The 24,615-nt window shown below is 59.6% G+C and carries 18 protein-coding genes and 1 pseudogene; 7 read left to right on the top strand and 12 right to left on the bottom strand.

Going from position 1 to position 24,615, the window contains the following annotated elements:
- Nucleotides 1-12 precede the first annotated feature (12 nt).
- From ACODS4_RS18305 to ACODS4_RS18295, 3 genes are all read left to right on the top strand, one after another.
- Nucleotides 13-1,125: an imelysin family protein gene (locus ACODS4_RS18305; RefSeq protein ID WP_488866197.1), complete on the top strand. Its 1,113-nt coding sequence runs from the start codon at nucleotides 13-15 to the stop codon at nucleotides 1,123-1,125.
- A 5-nt stretch (nucleotides 1,126-1,130) separates the two neighbouring features.
- Nucleotides 1,131-2,258 (top strand): DUF1513 domain-containing protein, encoded by a 1,128-nt coding sequence (locus ACODS4_RS18300; RefSeq protein WP_488866195.1) that lies wholly within the window; start codon nucleotides 1,131-1,133, stop codon nucleotides 2,256-2,258.
- 538 nt (nucleotides 2,259-2,796) lie between these two features.
- Nucleotides 2,797-3,711: a pentapeptide repeat-containing protein gene (locus tag ACODS4_RS18295; RefSeq protein WP_488866194.1), complete on the top strand. Its 915-nt coding sequence runs from the start codon at nucleotides 2,797-2,799 to the stop codon at nucleotides 3,709-3,711.
- A gap of 130 nt (nucleotides 3,712-3,841) precedes the next feature.
- Here the strand turns inward: ACODS4_RS18295 and ACODS4_RS18290 are convergent, their stop codons facing one another.
- The 9 genes from ACODS4_RS18290 to ACODS4_RS18250 all read right to left on the bottom strand — a co-directional run bounded on the left by ACODS4_RS18290 (nucleotide 3,842) and on the right by ACODS4_RS18250 (nucleotide 18,629).
- The gene (locus ACODS4_RS18290; protein ID WP_488866192.1) at nucleotides 3,842-4,975 is read right to left on the bottom strand and encodes a hypothetical protein; all 1,134 of its coding nucleotides are present in this window, start codon (nucleotides 4,973-4,975) and stop codon (nucleotides 3,842-3,844) included.
- On the bottom strand, nucleotides 4,976-6,715 hold the full coding sequence (locus tag ACODS4_RS18285; RefSeq protein WP_488866190.1) for a hypothetical protein: 1,740 nt from the start codon (nucleotides 6,713-6,715) through the stop codon (nucleotides 4,976-4,978). It abuts the gene before it with no gap.
- Complete coding sequence (locus ACODS4_RS18280) at nucleotides 6,669-7,415, bottom strand: hypothetical protein (protein WP_488866188.1); 747 nt, start codon at nucleotides 7,413-7,415, stop codon at nucleotides 6,669-6,671. The genes ACODS4_RS18285 and ACODS4_RS18280 overlap by 47 nt, the downstream gene beginning before the upstream one ends.
- A 91-nt stretch (nucleotides 7,416-7,506) precedes the next feature.
- Complete coding sequence (locus ACODS4_RS18275) at nucleotides 7,507-9,381, bottom strand: hypothetical protein (protein WP_488866186.1); 1,875 nt, start codon at nucleotides 9,379-9,381, stop codon at nucleotides 7,507-7,509.
- Nucleotides 9,378-12,350, bottom strand: coding sequence for an Hsp70 family protein (locus tag ACODS4_RS18270; protein WP_488866184.1), 2,973 nt, complete (start codon nucleotides 12,348-12,350; stop codon nucleotides 9,378-9,380). The genes ACODS4_RS18275 and ACODS4_RS18270 overlap by 4 nt, the downstream gene beginning before the upstream one ends.
- 88 nt (nucleotides 12,351-12,438) lie before the next feature.
- Nucleotides 12,439-15,606 (bottom strand): tubulin-like doman-containing protein, encoded by a 3,168-nt coding sequence (locus ACODS4_RS18265; RefSeq protein WP_488866182.1) that lies wholly within the window; start codon nucleotides 15,604-15,606, stop codon nucleotides 12,439-12,441.
- A 41-nt stretch (nucleotides 15,607-15,647) separates the two neighbouring features.
- Complete coding sequence (locus tag ACODS4_RS18260; protein WP_488866180.1) at nucleotides 15,648-16,037, bottom strand: hypothetical protein; 390 nt, start codon at nucleotides 16,035-16,037, stop codon at nucleotides 15,648-15,650.
- A complete protein-coding gene (locus ACODS4_RS18255; protein WP_488866178.1) occupies nucleotides 16,034-17,797 on the bottom strand; it encodes a hypothetical protein in 1,764 nt (587 codons plus the stop codon). Before ACODS4_RS18255 ends, ACODS4_RS18260 begins: the two co-directional genes overlap by 4 nt.
- A 13-nt stretch (nucleotides 17,798-17,810) precedes the next feature.
- Complete coding sequence (locus tag ACODS4_RS18250) at nucleotides 17,811-18,629, bottom strand: hypothetical protein (RefSeq protein ID WP_488866177.1); 819 nt, start codon at nucleotides 18,627-18,629, stop codon at nucleotides 17,811-17,813.
- Between the two features lie 959 nt (nucleotides 18,630-19,588).
- On the opposite strand from ACODS4_RS18250, the gene ACODS4_RS18245 reads away from it, so the two are divergent.
- The 3 genes from ACODS4_RS18245 to ACODS4_RS18235 all read left to right on the top strand — a co-directional run bounded on the left by ACODS4_RS18245 (nucleotide 19,589) and on the right by ACODS4_RS18235 (nucleotide 21,565).
- Nucleotides 19,589-20,134 (top strand): hypothetical protein, encoded by a 546-nt coding sequence (locus ACODS4_RS18245; RefSeq protein ID WP_488866175.1) that lies wholly within the window; start codon nucleotides 19,589-19,591, stop codon nucleotides 20,132-20,134.
- Entirely contained in the window at nucleotides 20,131-21,261 is a 1,131-nt protein-coding gene (locus tag ACODS4_RS18240; protein ID WP_488866173.1) for a Ppx/GppA phosphatase family protein, read from the top strand. The genes ACODS4_RS18245 and ACODS4_RS18240 overlap by 4 nt, the downstream gene beginning before the upstream one ends.
- Nucleotides 21,262-21,382: 121 nt before the next feature.
- Nucleotides 21,383-21,565, top strand: coding sequence for a hypothetical protein (locus ACODS4_RS18235; RefSeq protein WP_488866171.1), 183 nt, complete (start codon nucleotides 21,383-21,385; stop codon nucleotides 21,563-21,565).
- 26 nt (nucleotides 21,566-21,591) lie between these two features.
- On the opposite strand, the pseudogene ACODS4_RS18230 reads toward ACODS4_RS18235, so the two are convergent.
- The 3 genes and pseudogenes from ACODS4_RS18230 to arsB form a co-directional block, all read right to left on the bottom strand.
- Nucleotides 21,592-21,771 (bottom strand): annotated as a pseudogene (locus ACODS4_RS18230) (IS1595 family transposase); the annotation flags it as partial.
- Between the two features lie 189 nt (nucleotides 21,772-21,960).
- Nucleotides 21,961-22,581: a glutathione S-transferase family protein gene (locus ACODS4_RS18225; protein ID WP_488866169.1), complete on the bottom strand. Its 621-nt coding sequence runs from the start codon at nucleotides 22,579-22,581 to the stop codon at nucleotides 21,961-21,963.
- A complete protein-coding gene (gene arsB, locus ACODS4_RS18220; RefSeq protein WP_488866167.1) occupies nucleotides 22,575-23,654 on the bottom strand; it encodes an ACR3 family arsenite efflux transporter in 1,080 nt (359 codons plus the stop codon). Before arsB ends, ACODS4_RS18225 begins: the two co-directional genes overlap by 7 nt.
- Nucleotides 23,655-24,078: 424 nt before the next feature.
- Here arsB and ACODS4_RS18215 point away from each other — a divergent pair, with 424 nt between their 5' ends.
- On the top strand, nucleotides 24,079-24,612 hold the full coding sequence (locus ACODS4_RS18215) for an arsenate reductase (azurin) small subunit (protein WP_488866165.1): 534 nt from the start codon (nucleotides 24,079-24,081) through the stop codon (nucleotides 24,610-24,612).
- The last annotated feature ends 3 nt before the right edge of the window (nucleotides 24,613-24,615 follow it).

The raw sequence follows: 24,615 nt of genomic DNA, 5'->3' as shown, positions 1-24,615 counted from the left end.
GGAATGGGAATTATGCGACGCCGCATACTGCTTGGTCTGCTTTCGGCTTCCGCGTTGACGCTGACGTTGCCGCCCCTGCCCGCCTTGGCGGCGCGTGCGGCGGACCAGGACCGCGCGTTTTTGGCCGGAATGGCGCGCAGCCACGCCCTGCCCCGCTGCGAAGCCTTGGCGACGGCGACCGCCCGCTACGCCGACCAGCTCGACCGCTTCGCCGCGTCCCCCACCGCCGCCGGGCTGGAGGAGGCGCGCGCCGCGCACCGCGCGGTCACGGACGCCTGGGCCGCCGTGCAGCATTTGCGGCCCGGTCCCCTGACTCTGGAGTTGCGCTCCGACCGCATATCCTTCTGGCCGGAACGGGCGGGGGTGGTGCAGCGGCAGATCGGCCAGATCCTGCGCGACCACGACGCCAAGCTGCTGCAACCGGGCGCGCTCGCCCGCCAAAGCGCCGCCGTGCAGGGCCTGACCGTGCTGGAACGGCTGCTGTTCGACGAGGGCGTGACGGTGGACAGCTTCACCGGCGACGAGGCCAAGCGCTTCCGTGGCGCGCTCGCCGCCGCCGCCGCCCGCAACCTCGCCACCATCGCGACGGACGTCCGCGATGGCTGGAAGGCGCTGGGGGCCTCGCTCGCCACGGGAGAGCCGACCATCCTCGGCCCGACCCCGAGCGAGGCCGTCGGCGCTCTGTTCGCCTCGGCGATCACCGCCATGCAGATCATCGTCGATCAGAAATTGACCGGCCCCTTGGGCGGCGGGCTGGCCGAAGCCAAACCGACGACGGTCGAGGCGCTGCGCAGCGGGCGCGCCCTGCGCAACATCACGCTCAATCTGGACGGGTTGCGCGCCCTGATGCTGGGCGAAAATGGCGGTCCCGGCTTCGCCGCCCTGCTGCCCGCCAACGAGGACGGGGCCACCGCCAAACAGGCGATTGACGAGAGCTTCGCCACCGCGATCAGCGCGGTGAACGCGATTTCCGGCCCGCTGAACGCCGCCGTCAGCGACCCGGCCCGGCGCAAAAGCGTGGAAAGCGCCCTGCGCTCGGTCAAGGCCGCGCGGGTGGAGATGCTGGGCACGCTCGCCCCGCTGCTCGACATCACCATCGGTTTCAACGAGTTGGACGGGGATTGACGGGGATGACGCCCAACCGCCGGACGGTTCTGCATCTGCTGGGCGGCGGTTTGCTGGCCGCTGTCGCCGGGCCGACCCGCGCGGCGACGGCCAACGGCGCGCCGCTTTACCTCAACGCCTACGCCACCGCCGGGGCGTCGCCCGCCTACGGCGTCGCGGCGCTGGACGCGGCGGGAGGCCTGCGCTTCACCACCGCCACGCCGGGCCGCGCCCACGGCGTCGTCCCGCGCCCGTCCCGCGCCGAAGCGGTGGTCTTCGCCCGCCGTCCGGGCCGCTGGTTCCTGCCCGTCTCTCTCGACGACGGAACGCCGGGGACGGTGGTGGCCGCGCCGGAGGATCGCCGCTTTACCGGCCATGGCGCCTATTCCGCCGACGGGCGCGTGCTGTATGTGGCCGAAGACGACGTGCCGGGCGAAACCGGATCCATCGGCCTGTATGACGCCGCCGACGGCTACCGCCGCGTCGGCGCGCTGCCCACCCACGGGCTTGGCCCGCACGAGATCGTCGCGTTGGACGGCGGCGCGGTGCTGGCCGTCGCCAATGGCGGGGTCATCACCCACCCCGACACCGGGCGGGCCAAGCTGAATTTGGACGCCATGGATTCCTCCCTGACCTATGTCGAGGCGGCGAGCGGGCGTCTGCTGGATCAGGTCCGTTTGCCCGAACGGCACGCCAATCTGGGGATTCGCCATCTGGCCCCCCTGGATGACGGCGGCGTCGCCTTTGGCGTGCAGGACGAACGACCCATCGGCGAACTTCAGCCCTTGGTCGGCGCCCATCGACCGGGCGGCGGCGCGGTTCGTTTGTTTGAAACGCCGGAGGATGTCTTGGTCCGGCTGGACGGCTACATTGGCAGCGTCGCGTCCGATGGTCGCCTCGTCGCCGCCAGTTCGCCCAAGGGCGGGTTGATCGGTCTGTGGGACGGGGCGAGCGGCGCGTGGCGGGGGGCGACCGCCCTGCCCGACGGCTGCGGCGTCGCCCCCTGCGACGATGGTTTCGCCATCACCAGCGGTCTGGGCGTGATGGAGCGGATCGCCGCCTCGGCGGACGCGCCGGTCCTGGAAGGCCGGGTCCTGGAACGCCGGACCCCGGCCTTCCGCTGGGACAATCATTTGACCCGCTGGCAGGGCTGAAGCGGGGGGCTGATCGGCTCCATCCTCCATCTGCTCGGGCTGGACCTGCCGGCGCCCGATCATTCCACCATCGCCCGCCGCGCCCTTTCATCGGCTGGTGGACAGCACCGGGCTAAAGCTGTGAGGACCGGGCGAATGGCTGATCGAGAAACACGGCGCCAAGCGGCGGCGCTCCTGGCGCGCTCTGCACATTGGAATGGACGCCGGCAGCGGCCGGATTGTCGCCGCCAGGCTGACCGACCGTGGTGTCGCAGGTCGCCCCCTTGCTCGATCAGATCACCAAGCCCCTACCCAGCGAGACCGCCACTTCCAGACCATTGCTGAGAAAGGTCGGATGGCGTGGCGGCGTGCGAGCATAAAATTGCCCTCAAGCGAATTGTTTTATCAGGAACACATATCATTTCGATTGATAGGGCAGAATCGAAGTTGATAATACATTTGTATGAATTTCATAGATAAAATCCACTTGTGTTTAAATATTTTTTACGATCATAGGCAATGATCGCAGAATCATCCAAAGGAATGCGGAGTTTCATTCATGCTGGAATTCAAAAAAGACATTGTTGAATTTTGGGGAAAACACCCATTTCTGGCGCCATGGATCTGCTGGGTGGTTCTGCCCAGTTTCCTCATTTTGGCCGTCGCCTGGGAGTTTGGATGGGTGTCGTTGGTGTGGAAGCACTCCAACGATGCCTTGCAGGCTTTTAGCCACATCGAGAACAAGAACAGAGGAGCGGAATACATCCGCGCTTATGGATCGCTGGTCTCTTCGATTGGTCTGATGATTGCCGGTCCAGCGGCTATGATTACCTTTTTGGTCACTCTGTGGGGCGCTCACAACAAGCATCAGGACTCCCAGTTGGCGACGCGGAAGTATGATGTGGACATCTACACCAAGGCCGTTGAGCAACTGGGCAGCGAGAATCAGTCGGTCCGCATGGGCGCGATCCTGGTGATGAAGGAGTTGGGCGTGACGTCCGCCACCTACCACAAAATCATCATCGAAGTGCTGTGCGCTCACATTCGGGTCCGGCGTGAAAAGAATTTCTTGGACAGCAAGGGCGGCGGCGGGCCAATTCCTGAGGATATCCAGATGACCCTGGACGCCATTTTCTACCTTCTGGAACAGAACCCGAGAGACGACGTCACTCTGAATTTTAAAGAAATTGATCTTCAGGGCGCAATTTTCGAAAATAGAATTTTAAAGAGAGTTATTTTCGAGAAAGCAAACTTGCAGACAAGTGACTTTTCTTTCTCTCAATTGCATGGATGCACTCTAGAAGGCGCTGATTTGTCTCATGCAAGACTCAACAGAACTCAACTTAAAGATGTAAACGCCAGAGGCGCTATTTTTTATCGAAGCATTGGGAGCGCTGTGCGGGCATCCGGATGCAATTTTATCGGCGCTGTGGGATGGCCCCTGGCCGAAACGGCAACCACCGTGGCGGACTGACCCGCCGCAGCCGATGCCGCGACGGACGCTTGAAACGCTGGTTTAGAGCGCCGCACCTGTCATGCGAACAGCGCGCGGCGCTCTGCGCCTTGATTTACCGAGCGGATTCACGCGCTCGTCCGTCTCTAGATCATGCCGCCGTTATGACTTCAGCCGGTCGTACAATCACGTCGCCAACAGCAAGACCATATTTCATGATCTCGACAACCCGCTCCTCTTCGCCGCCTTCGTCATCCTGACGGCGGCCCATCACCCTGTGCTGAAACTCCACATAACGACGTTTGAGACGCGGTCGGATCAGGGAAACTCTCCGTTCCTTCGTGACGTTGCGCAGCCATGTTTCGACATCATTGGCGTACGTTTCCGTCATGCCATCGTGGAAACCGATATCATGGACCAAGGACAGAAGGTCGTTGCAGTCATCCTTGTTCACGCTCAACAATCTTTGTTGATCGTCGGCCTTTATAGGACCGACAATCAATGACAAATTGTCCACTTGCTCAGGACGAAGAAATTTCGGTTTCGCCGGTTCCGGCTCCACCACCTTTACATTTGTTTCCACAACGTCAAGGCGGATTGTCTGACTGGTGATTTTGATCTCGATTTCCCTGATACGCTCATCAAACGTTACAGTGGAATCGGCAAAGCTCTGTTGCATCGCCTGGGCGTTGCTTTGCGCTGCCCTCACATCACCCACAACTCCAGAGAGCTGAGCCTGAATGCTCTGGAGAGCCGATTCGATCTCAGGAATACGACCGAAAGAATCAATATAAGATTCACACTCTTTTATTTTTTCCGATACGCTTTCATTTTTGATAAAAATGTCATAAATTTCTTTTTTAAGATAATCTATATCGTTTTTCGCTGATTTGATTTCAGTGTTAAGAATTTCATTTAGAATTCTGTCAACTTCTGCCGCTTTGTTAGTAATAATTTTTAAAAACTTTTCTTGCTCTTTCTCGATATTATTAAAATTCTTGTAAATTTCATTTTCATTCTCCTCAAGCTTTTTGACCTTCTGAAGAGACGAGCGGTAGATGCAAAAACAGGCGGCCGCCGCGCTCAACGCCGCGCTGATCGCTGAAATCTTCGCAAGCGCGGTCGGGTCACTCGGCAAAAGAGAAACCGAGTCCTGGTACGCGGCGGTGGTTTCCGCAGCCCAAGACACAGATGCTTGGAACATGGCCGCCAGACCGTAAAGCATGGGCGCAACGCGACGCCGCGACCAGGAAAAGGAGACGTGTTTCAGCAAGGGCGTCATCATTTACACTCCGACTTCGACTTCGGCTTGCCGGACAATGGCCCCATGAAGGCGCAAACCCGGTCGAAAAATCTTTAGAATGGTTCCGGTCATGCCGCGTTCGATAAGGCGTTGTTCTGTTGCACGGACCTCGTCTTGGGTGGGACGGGCGCCGACGGTGGGCACGATGAGTTGCGCCGCGCCCTGGGTCGCCAGCGACAGCCAAGCGGTCAGCCAACCCAGCGTTTCAGGCGGTGTCCCGGTGGGGATCAAATCCCCGATGAGCCGTCGGGCCAATTCGTCGACCGATGGCGCGCTCAGCAACCGTGCGCGGCTGTCGTCCGTCAGGAGAAGCGTCTTTTCAAGCAGGATCAGCATCTCATGCGGCAAAGCGAACGGCGCGGAATCCGGGGCGCGCGCCGACGGCTCCTTTCCATTGGAGGGAGCCTCCTCCACGACGGACAGCGGCGTCGGAAACACGCTGTATGGCCGTTCGATGGCAGGAGGCGTCTCTGGTTGATTGTCGTCCTGAGAACGGTCGTTTATTTCTGGGGGGACAGAATGGATTTTCGGATGCGGTGAGGAATTATGGCCGTCATGACGAGACAATGGCCGCATTGAAATTTTATTGAAGATATCGTCAATTTTGTTTATCATAAATGTTATCTCATCAATTGCACTGTAAAATTTTGCAAATTTTTCATTAACACTATAGTTGTATTCATCTAATTGATTAAGACGGAAGTTGCTTGTTTTCCTCATAGAATCTTGCGTGTCACTTAATTTTTCCTTGAGGCCGAAAAGCATAAACAACACCACTCCGAGGGCGGCGAGGGAGAGAAATGAAACGATAGCCACCACCACCATCATGGTGGCATTGCCATCGATATTGCTTTCCAGAGATTTTACCTTGTCGCGCAAGGCTTTCACCTCTCCATCCAACGGATTGGCAGCAGTTACCCCCTTACCAAATTCATCAATCTTCGATTGCGGAATAAGCGCGCTTGCCCCATTGCCCGGCGTTCCAGGAGGCAGACGGGCGAGAAAACTCTTGTGCAGCGCCTGAAGCCTCTGGTCGATGGCCTCTCCCGAGGTTCTGGCGTACTGGGAGCCAGCGAGTTGCTTGGCCTGCTCTATGAGGGCGGGCAAAGGCGGGACGCTGTTCCCTTTGTCTTTGGGGGCTATGAAGTCGCGGAGAGCCTGAAGGGCCTCCGACCCCAGCGGGGTTCCGGCCTTGAGCGCGTCATCGATCCGGGTGTGCGTCCCCGAGGCGGGCGGGTCGAAGCCGCACAGCAGCCGCAGGAGAGCTTGGGGCTTTCCCTCGCTTGCCGAGGCTGGCAGATAGGGGGAAAGGATGGCGAGGTTTTGGTCGATAGGCTTTCCCGTCGTCCAGCCCCCGCCCGCGAGGGAAACCACAGCCTCCTCCCGTCCTCCCGACCCAATCTTCCACCCAATGGCGACAGCCCCCCAATTTTGCTCCGCCGTCTCTCCCGGCCAGAAGACCATCTGGGCGCGGTAGGTACCCTCGGCCAGCTTGCCGTTGACCAGCCCTGGGCAGCCGTTGGTCTGGGCCACCTCGTTGTTGCCGGAACCAGCCCAATATTGGACGAACGACAGCAGGCGGGGAGCCTCCTGGGCGCTTTGGGCGCAGGCCGCGCCGCCGACGGCGCACCACGCCGCCGCCGCCAAGATGGCGGGAACCCATGATGGCGGCATCTCAAACCCCCTGTTCAATTTCGGCGTGCAGAAGAACGGCGCCGTCAACCCGGATCCCTGGGCGGATCACCGCCGTGACCAACCCGAAGATTCCCCGTTCGATCGGGCGCTCCGCCGTCTTGACCGCTTCCTCGGAATTCAGGCGGGAACCGGCGGCGGGAAGAATCAACCAGACCCGCGCGTTCGACACCGCGCCCAGCCACTCGTTGAGGCTCTCCGCCACCGCGCGGTCGGGGCGGGCGGGCAAAAGATTCGTCACCACCAAACGCCCGACCTCTTCAAAGGAGGTGGCGGCGGCCAGGGCGCCGCCGGCCCCTGGTGGCAGCCGGGCGATTTGCAGCGCCTTTTCCACCTCTTGGGCCTCCAGAACAGGCGGCGCGGATGACGGGACCGGCGCTGAGACCGGCGACGCCAACGGCGTCCCGGCACGCTTCAACGCCGCCTCGATCATCCGTTCGACCTCGGCGGCGGTCATCGGCGGTGACGCCTTGGACAGAACGCCCACCTGTTTTTCCAACTGCTCCACGCGCCGCTGCAACGCTCCGACCCGTGGATCGGACGCCAGCGGGACGGAGGCGGCGACGGGCGCGGGAATGGATTCTCCCTCCAAGGTCGATGGCGAGGGTCGTGCGGCGGGAAAGGCCGAGAGGAACAGGCGGAACGCGGCGTTCATCCCATTCCATCGCTTCCTGTGCGCGAGGAAAGCGATGCCGCCGATCACGATCAAGCCGACGATGATGTATTCCATGGCGTGGTTTCCGGTACGTCCGGCTCCCTAAGGTGAGGCGGTGGCAGGTCCTGTGGGGAAAAGTCTGGGATGGCGGCGAGACGGACGGCGGCTACACCCCCTGCTCGATTTCGGCCCGGCGCATGATTTTCCCATCGACCCGCAGCCCGGGCCGAACGACGGCGGCGACAAGGCCGTAGATCCCTCGTTCGATTGGGCGCTCCGCCACCTTTTCCGCCTCGTCGCCGCTGGGGCGGGACCCAATGGCGGGCAGGATCAGTTCCAGCCGGTTGCCCGAAACGTTTTTCAGCCATTGCCCGACCCTTTCGAGCGTTTGCGGATCGGCTCTGACCGGCACCACCGATCCCGCCAGCGCATCCCCCAGGCTTTCCAGCGAGGCGGCCTCGGCCAGCCGTCGACGGTTCTGCTCGTTGAGAAACAAGATGCTGGCAAGCTGGTTCAGCCACGCTTCGGACAGCCGCCACCCGGCTCCGTCACCGGAAACCATCGGCTCCGCCGCCAAAGGCGACGCGGGCGGGAGTGCGACGAGCGCGGAACCGTCTTCGACCAACGGCTCAGTCCCCGCCGTTCCCCGTGCCTGGGAGTTCGACGACGGGGAATTCCGGCCATCCGTGGCCACAGAACGATCATCGTCGCGGTGATGATGGTCACGGGCGCCCGAACGGTCCACGCCGTACGAAGAAGACGTCTGAGCGCCCGGTGGAGAGGACGCATATTCATCGCGTTGCGACGGCTTGTCTTGCCGCGAATTTCCAGTCTTGGTTTGTTTTGCCGCAAATTCGAGAATGATTATTCTTTCATTTACATTGTTTAATTGAAACTTGATTTCGTCAAGTTGATCGTCAATACTGTTTTCTTCATTGTGAAGTGAATTTCCAGAGGGTTGGTCGCTTTGATTTTTTCCAGTTTGCTCATGAAATCGCTCCTTTAAATGTTTTATTTGTTGTTCAATGCCCTCCATTGCACATTCAAAATTATCTTTATTTTTTCTGATGGCTGCATTTTGTCTGCTGATTTTACCTGAAAAATCCGCTTCCTTCTTGTGGAAAAATAATGCAAGAAAAAAAAATGCAACAACGAAAATGATGGAAACAATGACGGCGACTCCTGGCATAATGGTATTGCCATTGATATTGTCTTCCAGAGATTTTACCTTGTCGCGCAAGGCTTTCACCTCTCCATCCTGCGCATTGAAAAGGTTTAACGCCTTATCCCATTCATCAATCTTTGATTGCGGAATAAGCGCGCTTGCCCCATTGCCCGGCGTTCCAGGAGGCAGACGGGCGAGAAAACTCTTGTGCAGCGCCTGAAGCCTCTGGTCGATGGCCTCTCCCGAGGTTCTGGCGTACTGGGAGCCAGCGAGTTGCTTGGCCTGCTCTATGAGGGCGGGCAAAGGCGGGACGCTGTTCCCTTTGTCTTTGGGGGCTATGAAGTCGCGGAGAGCCTGAAGGACCTCCAGCCCCAGCGGGGTTCCGGCCTTGAGCGCGTCATCGATCCGGGTGTGCGTCCCCGAGGCGGGCGGGTCGAAGCCGCACAGCAGCCGCAGGAGAGCTTGGGACTTTCCCTCGCTTGCCGAGGCTGGCAGATAGGGGGAAAGGATGGCAAGGTTTTGGTCGGTAGGCTTTCCCGACGTCCAGCCCCCGCCCGCGAGGGAAACCACAGCCTCCTCCTTGCCTCCCGGTACAATCTTCCACCCAATGGCAAGCGCCCCCCAATTTTGCCCCGCCGTCTCTCCCGGCCAGAAGACCATCTGGGCGCGGTAGGTACCCTCGGCCAGCTTGCCGTTGACCAGCCCTGGGCAGCCGTTGGTCTGGGCCACCTCGTTGTTGCCGGAACCAGCCCAATGTTGGATGAACGACAGCAGGCGGGAAGCCTCCTGGGCGCTTTGGGCGCAGGCCGCGCCGCCGACGGCGCACCACGCCGCCGCCGCCAAGATACTGGTCTTCAGAAAAGTCCGGAGGGTCATGGCGTGCCTCCTTGGGGGGTGGCGGCAAACAATTCGATGGGTGGGTTCAGCGGGGTCAGCATCCAGTTGGCGTCAGTGACCGGGGCCGCAGGATCGACGCCGTCGCACGGATGCCCGATCCACAGCCGCAGCACGTTGCTGGTCGGCGCATCGATCAGGATGTGGGTCCGCTGCCCTTGTTCGGGGCTGAAATCCAACGTGGCCTGCACCGTGGTCAGCAATTCGTGCAGCCTTTCGTCGAACACCGGCGTTTCCCCACGGCTGAGCGCCAGGGTGACGACCCGGCGGCGACGGCCCGGCGGAAACGCCCGCGCCACCTTGAGAAAACCGTCCGTCGGCGTGGGAAACCCCCGGCACAGCTTCAAGAAGCGCGGCAAGCGGGTCGCCGGGTCGGTTTCGCCCAGCACGCCCAGGATCGGCGCGCAATCGCTGGTGAAGGACAGGGCTTCGGGCATGGCGTTGACCACATGGGTCAGCAGCGACGCGCCATGGCTGGTCACTGTCTTCAACTGCTCCTGGCCCAGGCGCACGGGCACCACCTCGTTGCGGGGGAACAGCCTTTTGACCTGGGCGTCCACCATGCTGTACACCACGGGAAACAGGGAGCCTCGCCCCGTCACCAGGGTGTAGAGCCGTTCGCCATCGGTGGGAGCGACCCGGGCAACCAACCGTTCCAGGCGCTGGCTCAGCGGTTCGGCGAACCGCGTGACAAAGCTGCGGAACGCCGAATCGACCGCGAAGCGCAACTCGTCCGGCTTCCAATCGAACGGCAACGCCCGCCCCTGCTCCGTCACCAGGGTTAGCGGGCCGTCGCCAAGGGGGCTTTCCTGGTTGACGTCGCGGCCCAACGCTTGCCAGTGGCTGACCACCTCCAGGTGAGACTGATGTTCAACGGCGAAATGGGCGTCTTCGGCCAGTTGGGAGTCGGCGGGCTGGAAACGCCGGGCGCGGGCGTTGCGGAACGGCCCGTTGTTGTTTTGCAGCCGTTGGACCAGCCGCCCCAATTCACGCCCGTTGCGCACCGCCAGCGGCGTCACCCCGTCGAAGCTGATGGCGTTCCACGGCAGATGGATCGGAACGTCGGCGGGCGTCACGCCGTGATGGCGCATCGCCTCGTGAAGCGAGGATTCGATGTTTTCAAACAGCCAGCGGGAAATGCCGTTGCCGCAAAACTCGACGTCGCCATCCGTGGCTATTTCCACCACCGTCATCGGTCCGTCCCGGTTGGGCTGGACGCGGAACAGCGACATGTCGGTGCTGCCGCCGCCGACGTCATAGGTCAGCACCAGATAAGAGCTGTCCCCGGTTTCCTGCAACAATTCCTGGTCAAGCCGGGCGGTGGAGTGTTGGAACGCGCGGGCGATGGGCAGAGGCACGGCCAGCAGCGCGGCCGCCCAGCTTTCCGACAATTCAAACCAGGTGTCGCTGGCGTCGGCGACCCGCAGCGGATCGAACCCGGCCCGGCGGTAGGCCTCGAACAACGCGTCGCGGTCGGGGGTGGAAAAACGGGCCGGGCAGGTCGGGTAGACCTCGCGGATTTCGGCGGCGACGCTGTGGTGCTCTTCGATCCGCTCGCGCAGCTCCGCCAAATAGCGGGCGGCGACGTCCAGCCACGACAGGGTCGTGCCATCAGGAAGCGGCAGGGCGTCGCGGTTGTTGAGATACCATTTCAGGTTCTCAAAACAGGTGATCTCTCCGTTTTCCGCCCTTTCAGCGGCCTTGCGCGCCTCGTCTCCGATCATGACGGTCATCTCGCCGTTGCGGGGGTCGCCCACATAGGCGATCTGGGTCGGCAGGAAGGAATCCGCCGCTCCCAGATGCAAGACCGACGCCTCTCCCAACCGTGGGCCGTCGAATCGGGACACAGCCACGGCGGTCGCCACCGTGCCGAAGTCGATGAACACGTCGCCCTTGAACGGCGCCGGGGCGCGGACGTCGAGAACGAAACGTTTTTCCTGTGGCGCCAGATCGGCCTGGGCGAAATCGAACACCAGTTTGGCGCGGTAATGCCCGGCGGCCAGCGCCGCGCCGCTGGAGGTGGTCAGGGGAATGTGGAGAAGGACGCTCAGCCCCTGAGCGCCGGGCGGCACCTTCGGCGCATCGCCGTCCTGCGCGAACTCCAACGCCCGGTGGATGATCGTCTCGTCAACCGTGACAATCTCGACCGTCACCCGCTTGATGCTGTAAGGCTCGCCGCCGCGATTGCTGAACAGCACCCGCAGATGGGCGCGCCGCCTCTCCCCCGCCAGCGCCGCCAGCCGGTCGGGAATCTGGAACGTCGGGACGGCCGCCCGTGGGATGAACAGGCGGAACGGCAGGTCATAGGGCCGGTCGTCGTCGGCCAGATCGACCGCCAGCCGGTAACGCACGCCAGCGGGCGCCCCCAGAAGCTCCGACAGCACCGGGCGGCTCAAGGTCAGCCGCAAATCGGCTGTTTCTGTGGAAAAGCGGAACGTCCCCTGCTCCGCCTCGGGCATATGCTCCGAACCGTCGCGAGAGTCGGGATAGACGGTGACGGCGTGGACATCCACCGGCAGGGGTGAATCCTGGCGCAGGCGCATGGTGACTTCCGCCTTCTGCGCGCCCGTTTCCGTCTCCACCATCACGGAATCGTCGGCCAGGGACAACGCCGGACGGGGACGTCCAATGTCGATCTCGCCCAGGATGCGGGTTTTGCCGCCGGACGGCATGCGGTGGACGACATGGCCACGCCAGCGTCCCCCCCTCCATGCCTGCGGAGGAATGGTGGTGCGCAGCGTGACGCTCTCGCCCGGCAGGTCCATCGCCCCGCCGCCGATGGTTTCGGCCGGGAACACGTCGCGGTCGTCCTGATCGACGATGGCCACTTGGCTGCCGCCGACCGCGACCGTTCCGGCGTTGGTCAGGACCAGCACGACCGACAGCGGGGTGTCGCCGACACGGTCGGCGTACACGATCCTCGGCTTGACCGTTTCGGCGCGGATGACCATGAACGAATGGCCACATTCACCACAGAAACGATCCATTGAGGACCGGCGCCAGCCGTAACATTCCGGGCAGAGCATCGCCACCATCGCCTCACGCCTCCACTTTCATCGACCGGTAGGACGAACCCGGCGGATTCGGGACGCTCCAGTCGAGAATCCGGTCCAGATGGTTCCCCGCCTCTTCGGCGATGTGGGGGTGGCGCTCGATCAACCGGTCGCCCAGCCCCTTCAGAACCTGAATGAAAGCGGGCGATTCGGCGGCGTTTTCTCCTTCGGTCCAATTGAGCAGGGCATACCAGCGGGCCATGTCGTCATCGGTGAAGCTGTTCTTGCGGCTGCGGATCTCGTTGGCGATCGTGGCCCGCCAATCCTCGTGGGATTCCTGCGACAGCAGACGCACCGCCAAGGCAAAGGCGCCCAGGCTGCGGCGCACCGGCCTCAGCCCCCGGCGTTCTTCAAAATAGAACTGGACCGCCCCTTGCTTGCGGCCCTTTTCCTGGGCGATCTCGCCCTTCAGCGCGCCGGTCAGGATGCCTTCGGCGACCAGCTCCAGGGCCCGGATGTAGGCTTCCAGCTCTTTGGCGTCGCGGACGAGCAGATCCTGGAACTTCTCGTAACGGTAATCGGTGTGAAGCACATCGCCGTTCTGAAGCCCCGGGATGTAGGCGTTGTCCCGGTATTTGTCGAGGTCGGGGATGATGGTCAGCGGGAAACCCGCCATCTCGCTGGTGACATAGACCTTGTCGGGGGAGCAGTCGGCAAACTGGAGCGGCATGTCCAGACCCGCCTTCACCCCTTCTTGGAATTTCTCGTGCGCGTCCGACCCCGGCTGCGGCTGCCAGGCGCACCACATGCGCTGTTCCAGAAACTGCTGCGATATGCCGGGATTGATGAAATGATTGGCGTTGGACAACCATGGGTGGCCGAAGCCGACGATCGAGCTGATCGCCGCCCGATAGGCCGCTTCGTCATCCTGGTAACGCCGAAACAGCCGTTCGATCACATCGGCGGTCTGCTGGTTCAGATGCGGGGTCTGCCGCTTGGCGAACACCAAGAGATTGTCCAGGAACTGCCGGGTGCCTTTGTCGCGCAGCTTGGCCCGCATGCTCCACAGGGATGAGGCCTCCTTGCCGGCGCCTTCTTCAAAGAAACGGTGAGAGTACTCGCCCAGCATCCCCTGGTCGATGGGCCGCCCCCGTTCGGTGACATAGAAAGTGACCAGATCCGATTCATCAGCCAGCGAAACGTTGAGCGGCGAAGTGGGAAAGCGCCTCAGGGCGGTCAGCCGGTCGTCGAGTTGGGACGCCACCTCACGGGCCAGCACCCGTTGCAACTCGCTCAACTGTTTGACCAGCCCGGTTTCGACGACGATCTCCCGGCCTTCGGCATCCTTGCTCTTGCTGCCCGAACCGATGTGGTCAAGGAGATGTTGGGACACCTCGCTCGCCGCCTCGCAGATCTGGGCGCGGGCCTCGTCTGCGGCGCGCTCCTCGATCAGATCAAGCACGACATCAATGATGGCGCGCCGGGTGAAGGCCCCCCGGCATTCGCCAAGCCACCCCAGACGCACCTGGACGTCGCGGTAACGGTTCTGCCCCTTGGCGCGCAGGGCGCCGGCCCGTTTGGCGAAATCGGCCTGCTGGTCGCGCAGGCGGTCGGCGACCCGCCGCAAGGCTTCACGAGCAAAGGCGAAGCCACGGTCGGGGGTGGCCAGGATCGACACCAGCATGTCGTCAATGGCCGCCTTGACCCGTTGCTCCAGGGCTTCCGTATGCTGGGAGAACAATTGGCGCGAGACCACCCCCCATTTGTCGCGCAGCGCGTGGGTGCATTCGAGTTGCCCGGCCATCACCTCGTTTTGCAGCCAATCCAGAACCTCCGCGTCGATGCGCGGGTTGCTGGAACGGTTCAAAAAACCCTGCCGCTGCCGCCGCACCAAATCCCGGATCATATCCACCAGTTGGGGCTGCGGGCCGCCCCCGCCCGACAGGTCGGTGATGAAAGGCGCGGCCGCGCCTCCCCTCCCCGTCCCCGTCCGGGTCGCCAGACGCAGGGCCGGATAGAATTCCTTCTCGATCTGGTCGCCGAGGCTGGTCGGCAGATCACGGTCCTTCGACCAATAGGTCAGCAGGTCGGCGGCCAGCTTGTGGCGGATCACATTGGCGATCCGGTTGATCGGCACGTGCAGCTTGGCCAAGCCGACGCTGGAATAGCGGCAGCTAAACTCGTCGGTGATGGTCAGATCGCCTGCGGTCTGCGTGTGGCGGACGATTGACGTCACCGCTTTGGTCAGATTCGAACGCACCTGCTTCCACGAGGACGACAGGCCGCTGACCGCGCCGGAATATTCGACGAACAGGATCTCAGCCAGCATCTCGCACAGGGCGTTCTTGTTGTCGAGGGTGAGCGCGCCACGGGCGCTGCGCGGTTCGTTGCCGATCAGATAAGTGGCGTCGAAGACCGGACCTTGCAGGGTCACGTTCTTGTCGAACATATCGCGGGTCCAGTGCGCCGGGAACTTGCCTTTGCCGTCGCCGCCCTTGGCGTAGGTGTAATGCTCCAGTTCCATCAGGGCGGCATAGGCGTTGCCGAAGATGGGCGCGCTGGTGTCGTTGCTGAACACGCTGGGCAGCACCATGATGGCGTTGACGCGCAGCCCCTTGTTCAGGTGCCTCAACGCGAACGCCATGTCCAGGAACATGCCGCTGCCGGTGCCGCCGGCGATGGAGAACACCAGCCACACGTCGATGGCGCCGCTGGGGTCGAGGTGGATGTTGTGTTTCTGCATCAAGGTGTTGTGGTCGGACGCCTTGCGCACCGATTCCAGACGTTCGAGAATCTTCTTCTTGATGGCCTCGTAGTGACGGAAGAAGGACAGCCGACCGAAGCTGCGGATCTGTCCGGCGCCGTCGGTGATGAGCCCGTGTTTTTTCAGCGATTCGTCGAACCACGAGAAGATGTGAGGGTAAGCGTCGGGGTGTTCGTAGATGCTTTCAATGTCTGCGGCCTGCAGTTGGGTGCTCTGCTTTTCCGCCGCCTCGAAATCGACCTCCTTAAGGAGGAAATCCATCTCGCTGCCGTCAATCGTCCGGTTGGATGCGTCGGTGTCGATCCAAAGATGGGCGATGTGCGGAAGGGTCGGTTCGCCGAACTGGTCGTAGAACATGCGGCGCAGGTTCAGCAGCACCTGCTTGCCGGTTCCCCCAAGCCCGATCAGCAATGTCGGGCGGAGCGTCTTGTCATTCGCAGCGGCGCTCATTCTCGATCCTTCCACAAATTTTAGCGTCAAAGCCGTTCACGTTATCGAAGAACAATCCCTGAATACTCGATGACGAACAGCATCAGGACGATCAGCATGATGATGCCGCCAACCCAAGGAACGATCTTCTTGACCAGGAACTGAGCGCCGACCAGCACAGCCAGCAGAGAACCGGCGACGGAAATCCACCCCCCGCCCACAGGAAGAAGAGTGAAAAGGCGCGCCACGAGGACGAAGATCGCGATGGCGAGCGTCGTGACCGTCAAGGACACGGTCGTCGGGTGGATCCCGTCCTGGATGCATTTCTTGAGCAGCACCCGATAAAGCGCAGCCGACAGCGCCGCCAGGACAATGATAAGAATCAGCATGCCAATCAACTGTTCAGCCGTTGGCAGACCAAAGAAAAAATTAAAAAGTCTATGAAGACTCATGAGTCAGCTCCTCCCCATTCATCATGGGATGAATAACGGTCAACGGCTTCTTCACCTGCCGCGCTCTCGGACTTCCGGATGCGGAACGTATATCTGATGGCATCGTCATCGATCATGCTTTCCAAAACGATTTTTCCCTCTCCGAGTATGATCTTGGACGACAGCAGCCGATTGGTGGAACTCGACACCCACAGAGCGGGACCGATCATCGTCACCTGTCCCGAATATTGCCCATCCTCGCTCGAAAAGAGCGTCGACGAGAACAGGCCGGGCGGCAGCGACGCCTGCTCCTGCCCCAGTTCATCTTCGACAACAAGAAGCGCTCCTTTGTTCATGCGCCTGTAAATAATGAATAAAATCCCAACAACAAGCATGAGAATTAAAATAATAATGAGAACAATTCTCATTGGAAATTTCAGCTCAACTTCAATAGGAAATGAAATGAGATCTTTTTCAAGATTGTGAATCTGAGATTCCGGCAGCATTTTATTTACAAAATATGACAATTGATAGATTTTTTTATGGACATTTGGATCCTTCGGAGAATTTTTCCCCCAACGCCCCAAGTCCATCGGATCACCCGAAAAATCCCATTGATTGAGATTTGCAGGGACAACCGTCACCTGGCTTTTGCTCGCGATTCTATATTTTATTTTTATATCTCCACGCGCCATGATGCCGTCAGAAGAAGCCAGACGTATTTGATCCATAAGGCGCAAATCAAAAAACCCCACTTGCGCTATCTGAACCGGTATCTTAAGATCAATGATCCCGTTATTTTTTGTTGGATTGATATCTATTTTACTTGGATAAATCTTGAGTTCTGTGTTGATGTCTTTCAATTCAGGCGGTATAGTTTCCTTATCAAATTCAATTTTACCAACAACATCAACACCTTCTAGAATAAAATTTCCAACAGTCTTGATTTTAGAATCAAAGCGGAAAGCTTCTTCGCCGATTTCATCCGAACCAAGACGAAAATTGTGGACATATATCTTTCCATTTTTAACGCTGACGGTTGGGCCACCGCTAGGATTTGAACTTGGGATAATTTTCGTTTCCGAATTCGCATCGCCTTGGGTGTCAATGTTGAACGGCAACAAAGAAACATGCCCATAATCAATCGAATTTTTCTTTGCAAGATCGATAATATTGTTTTGCACCTGCAAAGATTTTCCCTCTATTTTGTTTTCCCCATAAACAGACTTTTCTCCTAAAATATAAAAGGCAAGCGCCCTCTTGCCTTCATAATTATTCACAAGGGTTTCTTTGCCGGGAATTTCCGGAGAAAAGACCTTTCCATCAAAATTCAACCTTATATTGACTATGGATATAAAGCCAAATCTCTCCATTGAATCGTAAAATGCTTGTTGATTGTTTTTTTCAGCATTTGTGCCATCGGCAACATTGTCGGTGATGATAAGCAACGGTTCTGATCGATTCCCTTTGCTTGACCATTCGGAAACCGCCTCGGCCAGATTTGTTTTTCTGTGATTGAACGTTTCAGCGCTTATTTTCCCTGAAAAACGAACGGGCTTATCGCCGAAAAGCGTGATTTTTCCCCCTCCCTTAAGGCTTTCATCCTGCAAATAATCAAACAAGCGCTTGAACGATGCGTTCTGTTCATCGATTCTCTTCCCAACGAACCCCTTCATCGACTCCGACGCGTCGAGCATGATGTCAAAGGCTTTAGCCTGGGATGACAAGGCAAAGGCCAGAAGAGCGGACACGCACAGCGCACGAGCAATCGGTAAAAGCATGGGAGCAGGCTCGTCAGATAAGGATTGAGATGATCTTGACATCCCCCCGACCGCCATCGATGGCGATCAGAAGGCGCCCATCGACGTAAAGCGGCGGCAATCCGGGCATGGGGGCCCCGGCGGTCGCCTCCCGGATGATGACGCGCGCGCTGCCCCCTCCACCGCTCGGGGGATCGAGAACTGCGATCAGAGATTGGGACGCCCCGGACGCCCCAAGATGGCGTTCGGCCTGAACCACGATCCAGTTCTGTATGTCGCAAGGTGGGTGTGGAAAATCATGATCGGGGATGGCGAACGACCACAGCGATTGGGCTTCGCGGAAACTCCGCAACCCCTTGGTGCCGCCCACGACGATCCCTTCATGGTTGGGCAGGGCCGCAATCCAGTCGGTCGTGGACAACTCTTCAATCCGGCGGATGATGGCGCCGGGATGAAGCGCGATCGACCCCAGGGCAAGCCCGGTTCCCGACTTTCCTATGACCGGCAGGGCCAGATGCGGCGCGCCGGACTTTTCCAACGTCAGCGTCGGATCGAAAAAGCCCGCCTTGTAACGTTGGAACAGCGGCGCCGGAGCGGACGCCGCCCCACTCGCATCCAGCGTGAACTGAAGCGTTCCATCGTCGGACGACAGAACCAGAATCCGCGTCCCGGCAAGCAGCCACACCCGTTCTTCGCTTGAACCGTCCGGCGTCTGCATTCGGGCCGCGCCGATGGACATGGCGCCATGCTGGTTGAGCGGCGCGTTCACGCTCCACGCCGGGCACCAGTTGTCGGTCTGACAGCCGCCGCAGAACGCCGCGATGGCCCCATCGCTTTCCACGACAATCGCCAAGGCGTTTCCTCTGCCAGTCTGGCACACCCCAAGCACTCTGCCGCTGGGAGGCCGCCACAGCGTAACCGCGCCGATCTTCTCATATCCGTGGAAAGCCAGCGAATAGATCCCATCAGCCGTGGCCACCAACATCCCATGCTTGGATATCACCGGCTCGGTTAGCCATGTTTCCGCCGATGGCCACTGATCCGTCAGCCGCCGCCCCTCCGCCGGGTCGGTGGCGGCCATCAGCGACACTTTGACGGGCGCCGTCGTTCCAGCGCTGAAGAACACTAAAGGCCCTAAAGGAGAAAGGCGCCAGATGAAGGCCGTCTCCCCTTTGTCGCCGCCCAATTGACGGCCCAGACTCAAAGGCTTGACGCCTGTCAAGGTTTCCCGAATTTTCCCCGGCGGCGGCAGGGGGCGGCTGGCCTGAGGAGCATCCTCCATCACCGCGCCGCACATGACGCAATGGTTGGCGGCGTCACGGTTCCAAACCTGGCACACCGGACATTCCCGAACCGCCCCACCACAACTGGAACAAACCGTTACCCCGTTGAAACGTTCTGTAGACAGGGCGTGGGGAACGGGAGCGTGGGTGTGAGGGCAGTAATTCATTGGGCATCACCAATTATAATGTATTTCATGGAAAATCTGAATGATGCTGATAGATCGTCAAAAGCAAGCATAAAACAAAACATGGACCAAGGCACAAGATTGCCCCATTCATCACGCAAGAATTTTTCATACACTTGTACTAAAAACTCTCTAAGTGCATAGAACCACTTATTGAACTAATAATCAATGATAAATTTCCAATCGAATAAATTGCATACTTATGAATTCAAATAAAATGAACGCGATCGTATTCAATTTGTGGATATAGAATTTCGTTCATTTGCACTTTACAAGCCATCTTGATTATAATAATTTTTATCAGGTTCGGTTTGGAAAATAAAAATAAAATGCGAATAAACACCATGAACACTCAGGAAATTTTGTTTTCCGTGCTATTTTTTTCTTTTATCGTTTTGAATGCAGCCGTCTTGCACAAATTAAGCAGCAAAACTGATAAAGCAGACAATCCGCCGAACAACGTTGTTGATCCAGAAACATCGGATGCATGTAAAAACGTGAGTCAAAAATTAATTGATATTGAAAATATTCTGAAATCAAGAAACAGAGAGACATGGCACAACGGAAGAATTGATCTTATAAACGTAATGAAAGAAAATGATCCAGGCGAATCAGAGTGCGCAAAAATCATAATGGGCAAGATTTATGATCCGCAATTTCATGACGAATATAACTTTCCTTCTGATGAAAAAGAAAATAACTTCAAAATAAGCTACATTATGGCCAATAGTTGCTATTATCAAGCCGGAGTAAAAGGAAGTTTTTACAGAGAAAAACTTAAAAAAACGGCAGAAAAAAATAAAGAATCAGACAGCTCAGCAAGAGAATACATTGAAAAATTATCATCACCGCTTACGGCGAACGATCCAAGAGGTTGCGGAAAGAAATGATTGCATCGAAAATAAAGACTCTCGCTGACGCCATCAAATTATTTGGCGCAATAGCGTGCCTATTCCTTGCCATGGCTGCTGGGAACGGCAGCCTAGCTCAAGAGATTTCCAGCCGTCACGGCGTCATCGAAATCGGCGCCTCGGGTGTCAAGGCCGCCGCATGGACGGTCGCACAACGCCCCCAGAATGGCTCCCTGTTAATCGACAGCCAAATTCTGCCCACGCGGGATGTCACAGGCGTTTCCGAACAAGCAATCATGGATGTCGTCAACGCCGTCGACGCCATGGCCGCCGCTCTCAAGGCGCAGGGGCGCGTTCCTGAAAAGAACATCCATATTTACGCAAGCAGCGGCATCAACAATCAAGCCCACGGGTCGGCGATAGTCGCAGCGGTCAGCAAACGAACCGGCAAGGGCGTCAACCTGCTGAGCCAGCAAAGCGAAGCTGAATTCGTTTTTCAGGAAACCGTTCTCTATAAAAATCGCACCAACCAAGTGCTGGTGATCGACATCGGCAGCGGCAACACCAAGATCGCCTACCATGATGCGGACGAGTCGACGTTGGTGACGGTCGAGCTTCCCTATGGGGCAAAGACCTTTGCAAAACAGGTGGACAACCTGCGGGGAAGCGAGGATTTCGTCACCGCCGCCGCCCGACTCAAGAGGGAAATTCTAGTCCCCGCCATTCGTGATATCGTAAGCCGACGACCGGCAATCCGAAATCTCAGCCGCGTTTATCTCGCCGGGGGGACTGTCTTTGCAACAGCCACGCTTTTGCATCCCGAAGGATCGGTGATCGAGGCCGGTGGCCGCAACCCTTTCCACCAACAGATCTGGGCCAATGATTTCGACACCCTTTATCGCCGCCTCGTCACCGTGCAGAATGATGACGCCGCCTATGCCGTCAACCTGAAAGCAATTAAAAACCCCACGGTTCGTGATGTGGTCGCAGGAAACGCCCAGCGCATCAGGAAAAACATCTTCACCCGCGAACAGTTGATTGCCGGTTTGGAAATCGCGCGTGCTCTTTCCGATGAAACCAAAATGAACAGCAAGACTCTCTTCTTTTCCAAGGATGCGCAGACAGGTTTGATGCGGGGCTATCTTCTGAATGATCTTGCCAATTAATTTTTCGCGTGCAGAGGGCTGATGTGACCTGCCTTAGGACTTGCATCAGGGCTGTTCAACGCGGATTTTCGGGTGCTGCCGGTGGCCGATAGGCTGTTGAGAAAGGGGCCCTGGACGGCTTTTGTCTGAATCGGACGGCGCGGCGATGGAGCGGGCGTTCCGCGCCCATGCCGCCGGTCTTGTCAACGCTCCCGTTGAGGGCGCGAACGCGCCGGTGGCCATCGACGGCAAGACCCTGCGCGGCAGCTTCGATGCTTTCCACGACCGCAAGGCCGCCCATGTGTTGAGGAGGAGAGCGCGATAGGTGTTCGCTGAACAACGCCGCTATTATCAACCAAAGACAGCTACGGTCGAGCGGATGCTGATCCCGCCATCCTTGGTGCGCCGGAGTTGGCGCCCGACAGCGCAACGGAAAACGACCGGAAGCTGGAGGGCTGGGAGAACACGGGACCAGAGGCTTTGGATTACCGTCCGCCCCTTGCGTGTCCGACGCTGGGCCTGACCTGCCACCGGGACCGCCACCAGTTCCTTGTCCAGCATCGTCAGGGACATCGTCGCTTCCTTCCATTTCGCGGGGCGGTCGATCCACGCCTTATGCCCATTGGACGGAAGCGAACGGAGGAAGGTTACGGAGCCCGGGGATTCTTTACCGACGAAACCATCGGGTTGACGTGCTATGCGGGGTCGCTGGCGATCGCGTCAGGAAACGACGTGCGTCACATGGCGCACGAAGCCGTCGCGGCTGCACAGGCGTTGGTACAGCGCATCGACATGGGGCAGCGCCGGTCGGTCCAGCGGCGCCAGATGCCAGCGATGGAGCAGCGCGCCCAGGGCGATGTCCGCCATGCTCAGCCGGTCGCCGGCCAGATAGCCGCCCGACCGTTCGATGGCCGTGTCGGCGATGGCCCAGACTCGTCCCGCCGCCGCCAAGGCGGCGCCGACTTCCACCCGGTCCACCTCCGCGTTCGGCTTACGGTAGGCCGACCTCAGACGGTCCATGGCCGGGCCGACCGTCGTGGACGCCCAATCCATCCACTGGTCGGCGATCGCCCGCGCCTGCGGATCCACCGGGCACAGCGTGCCTATGCCACGGTGAGAGGCGAGGTAACGCACGATGGCGTTGGATTCCCACAGGACGAAACCGTCTTCTTCCAAGGTGGGAATGGTGGCGTTGGGATTCAGCGCGAGGTAGGCCGGTTCACGCGTGCGACCGAAGGGGCCGCCGACATCAATGCGCTGGCATGGCAGGCCCAACTCCGCGATCGCCCACATCACCTTCGCCACGTTGGATGAGTTCGGTCGGCCCCAGATGGTCAGCATGGCGTCTTCTCCTCGTACCAGCCGCGCGTCGCCTTGACGATGCGCACCACCGACAGCATCACCGGCACCTCGATCAGCACACCCACGACGGTGGCCAGGGCGGCGCCGGAATTCAATCCGAACAGGCTGATGGCGGCCGCCACGGCCAATTCGAAGAAGTTCGAGGCGCCGATCAGCGCCGCCGGGGCGGCCACGCACCAGGCGACGCCGAACCGGCGGCTCAGCCAATAGGCCAGACCGGCGTTGAAATAGACCTGGATCAAAATCGGCGTCGCCAGCAGCAGGATGATGACCGGCTGGGCCAGGATCTGCTCGCCCTGGAAGCCGAACAGCAGGACCAGAGTCGTCAGCAGCGCCAGCAGAGAGGCGGGCTGGAGAATGCCGAGCGTCTTGCCGAGCGCCGCCTCTCCTCCCGACGTCAGCAGCCGACGTCGCCAGATCTGGGCGCCGGCCACCGGAATGACGATGTAGAGGACGACCGACAGCAGCAAGGTGTCCCACGGCACCGTGATCGCCGATATGCCCAGCAGCAGCCCGACCAGCGGGGCGAAGGCGACGACCATGATGAGGTCGTTGAGCGCAACCTGACTGAGCGTGTAATGCGGCTCGCCGCCGCACAGGTTGGACCAGACGAAGACCATCGCCGTGCAGGGGGCCGCCGCCAGCAGGATCAGGCCTGCGGTGTAGGACGGGATTTCCGCAACCGGCAGCAGCGGCGCGAACAGCGTCGCGATGAACAACCAAGCCAGCAGCGCCATCGAGAAGGGCTTGACCGCCCAATTGATGAACAGGGTGACGCCGACGCCGCGCCAATGCCGACGCACTTGTCCCAGCGCCGCGAAGTCGATCTTCAGCAGCATCGGCACGATCATCAGCCAGATCAGCAGGGCGACCGGAATGTTGACCTTCGCCAGCTCGATCCGGGCGATGGCGGCGAAGGCTCCCGGCGCCAGATGGCCGAGCAGGATTCCCACGGCGATGCACAAGCCGACCCAGACGGTGAGGTAGCGTTCAAACGTGCCGAGCGTGGGGGGAGCGTGCGTGGCGTCGGCGGTGTCCAGATGTGCCGTCATGGTTGGAGCATCCTTCCTTGCTTGGGCCTGTGCGATGACCATGGACTGCGGCAACCAGCCAACGGACACCAAATTTCTATTATCCTGCAAACATGGAAATATCGGAGAGATCAGCGGTCGTCAACGCCGGATCGGCTACAGGGAACAGTTTATAATTGTTTTCCGCAAAGTTTTTTCGGAGGCAAGAGCATTGTCATACGAATGGATGTCATTAAAAGTTGTAGACAATGATATTTATATAACTATTGTTTATTCCATCTACGCGCAACACAACTTCAAAAAGCGGGTTGTCCCGCCTTGCTCCAGAGGCTGCCGCGCATCCGGCGCGCATGCCCGGCGGCGGTCCAGGCGCTTTGGTAAGCGCTGACGGGGCAAACCCAAGCGCATTCCCCATCCATCCGAACGACCGGGAGGAGCACGCTCGATGACGAAATGCACGCGGCTTGTCGATGTCGGCCGCCGACAATTCCTGCGCGGCGGCGCGCTTGCCACGGCGGCGGGCGGCGTGGCTCTGACCGGGCTGGCCGTCCCGGCAGCGGAAGCCGGGCCTCCGCTGGCCCTGGTCGATTATCCCGCCAACCGGCTCGCCGCTGAAACGGATCTGCGGGTCGACGAGCCGCTGTTCGTCCATTACCCCGACGAGGAGTCGCCCGGCGTGCTGCTGAAACTCGGTCGGCGGGTTCCCGGTGGTGCGGGGCGGGATGGCGACATCGTCGGGTTTTCGATCCTCTGCCCGCACAAAGGCTATTCCCTGAGCTGGTCGTCTGCCGACCGCACCTTGAACTGTCGGGGCCATTATTCGCGCTTCGATTGCGAGAACGGCGGCCAGCAGGTCTTCGGTCACGCCACCCAGAACCTGCCGCGCTTCATCCTGCGGATCGAGGCCGATGGCGCCATCGTTGCCGAAGGGGTGGACGAGCTGATCTACGGCCGGTTGTCCAACGTGCTCACATCCTGAACG

Source organism: Azospirillum sp. FG154, assembly GCF_057809575.1.
The sequence above is the reverse complement of the archived record's forward strand: the minus strand, read 5'-3'. Positions and strand labels throughout refer to the sequence as shown.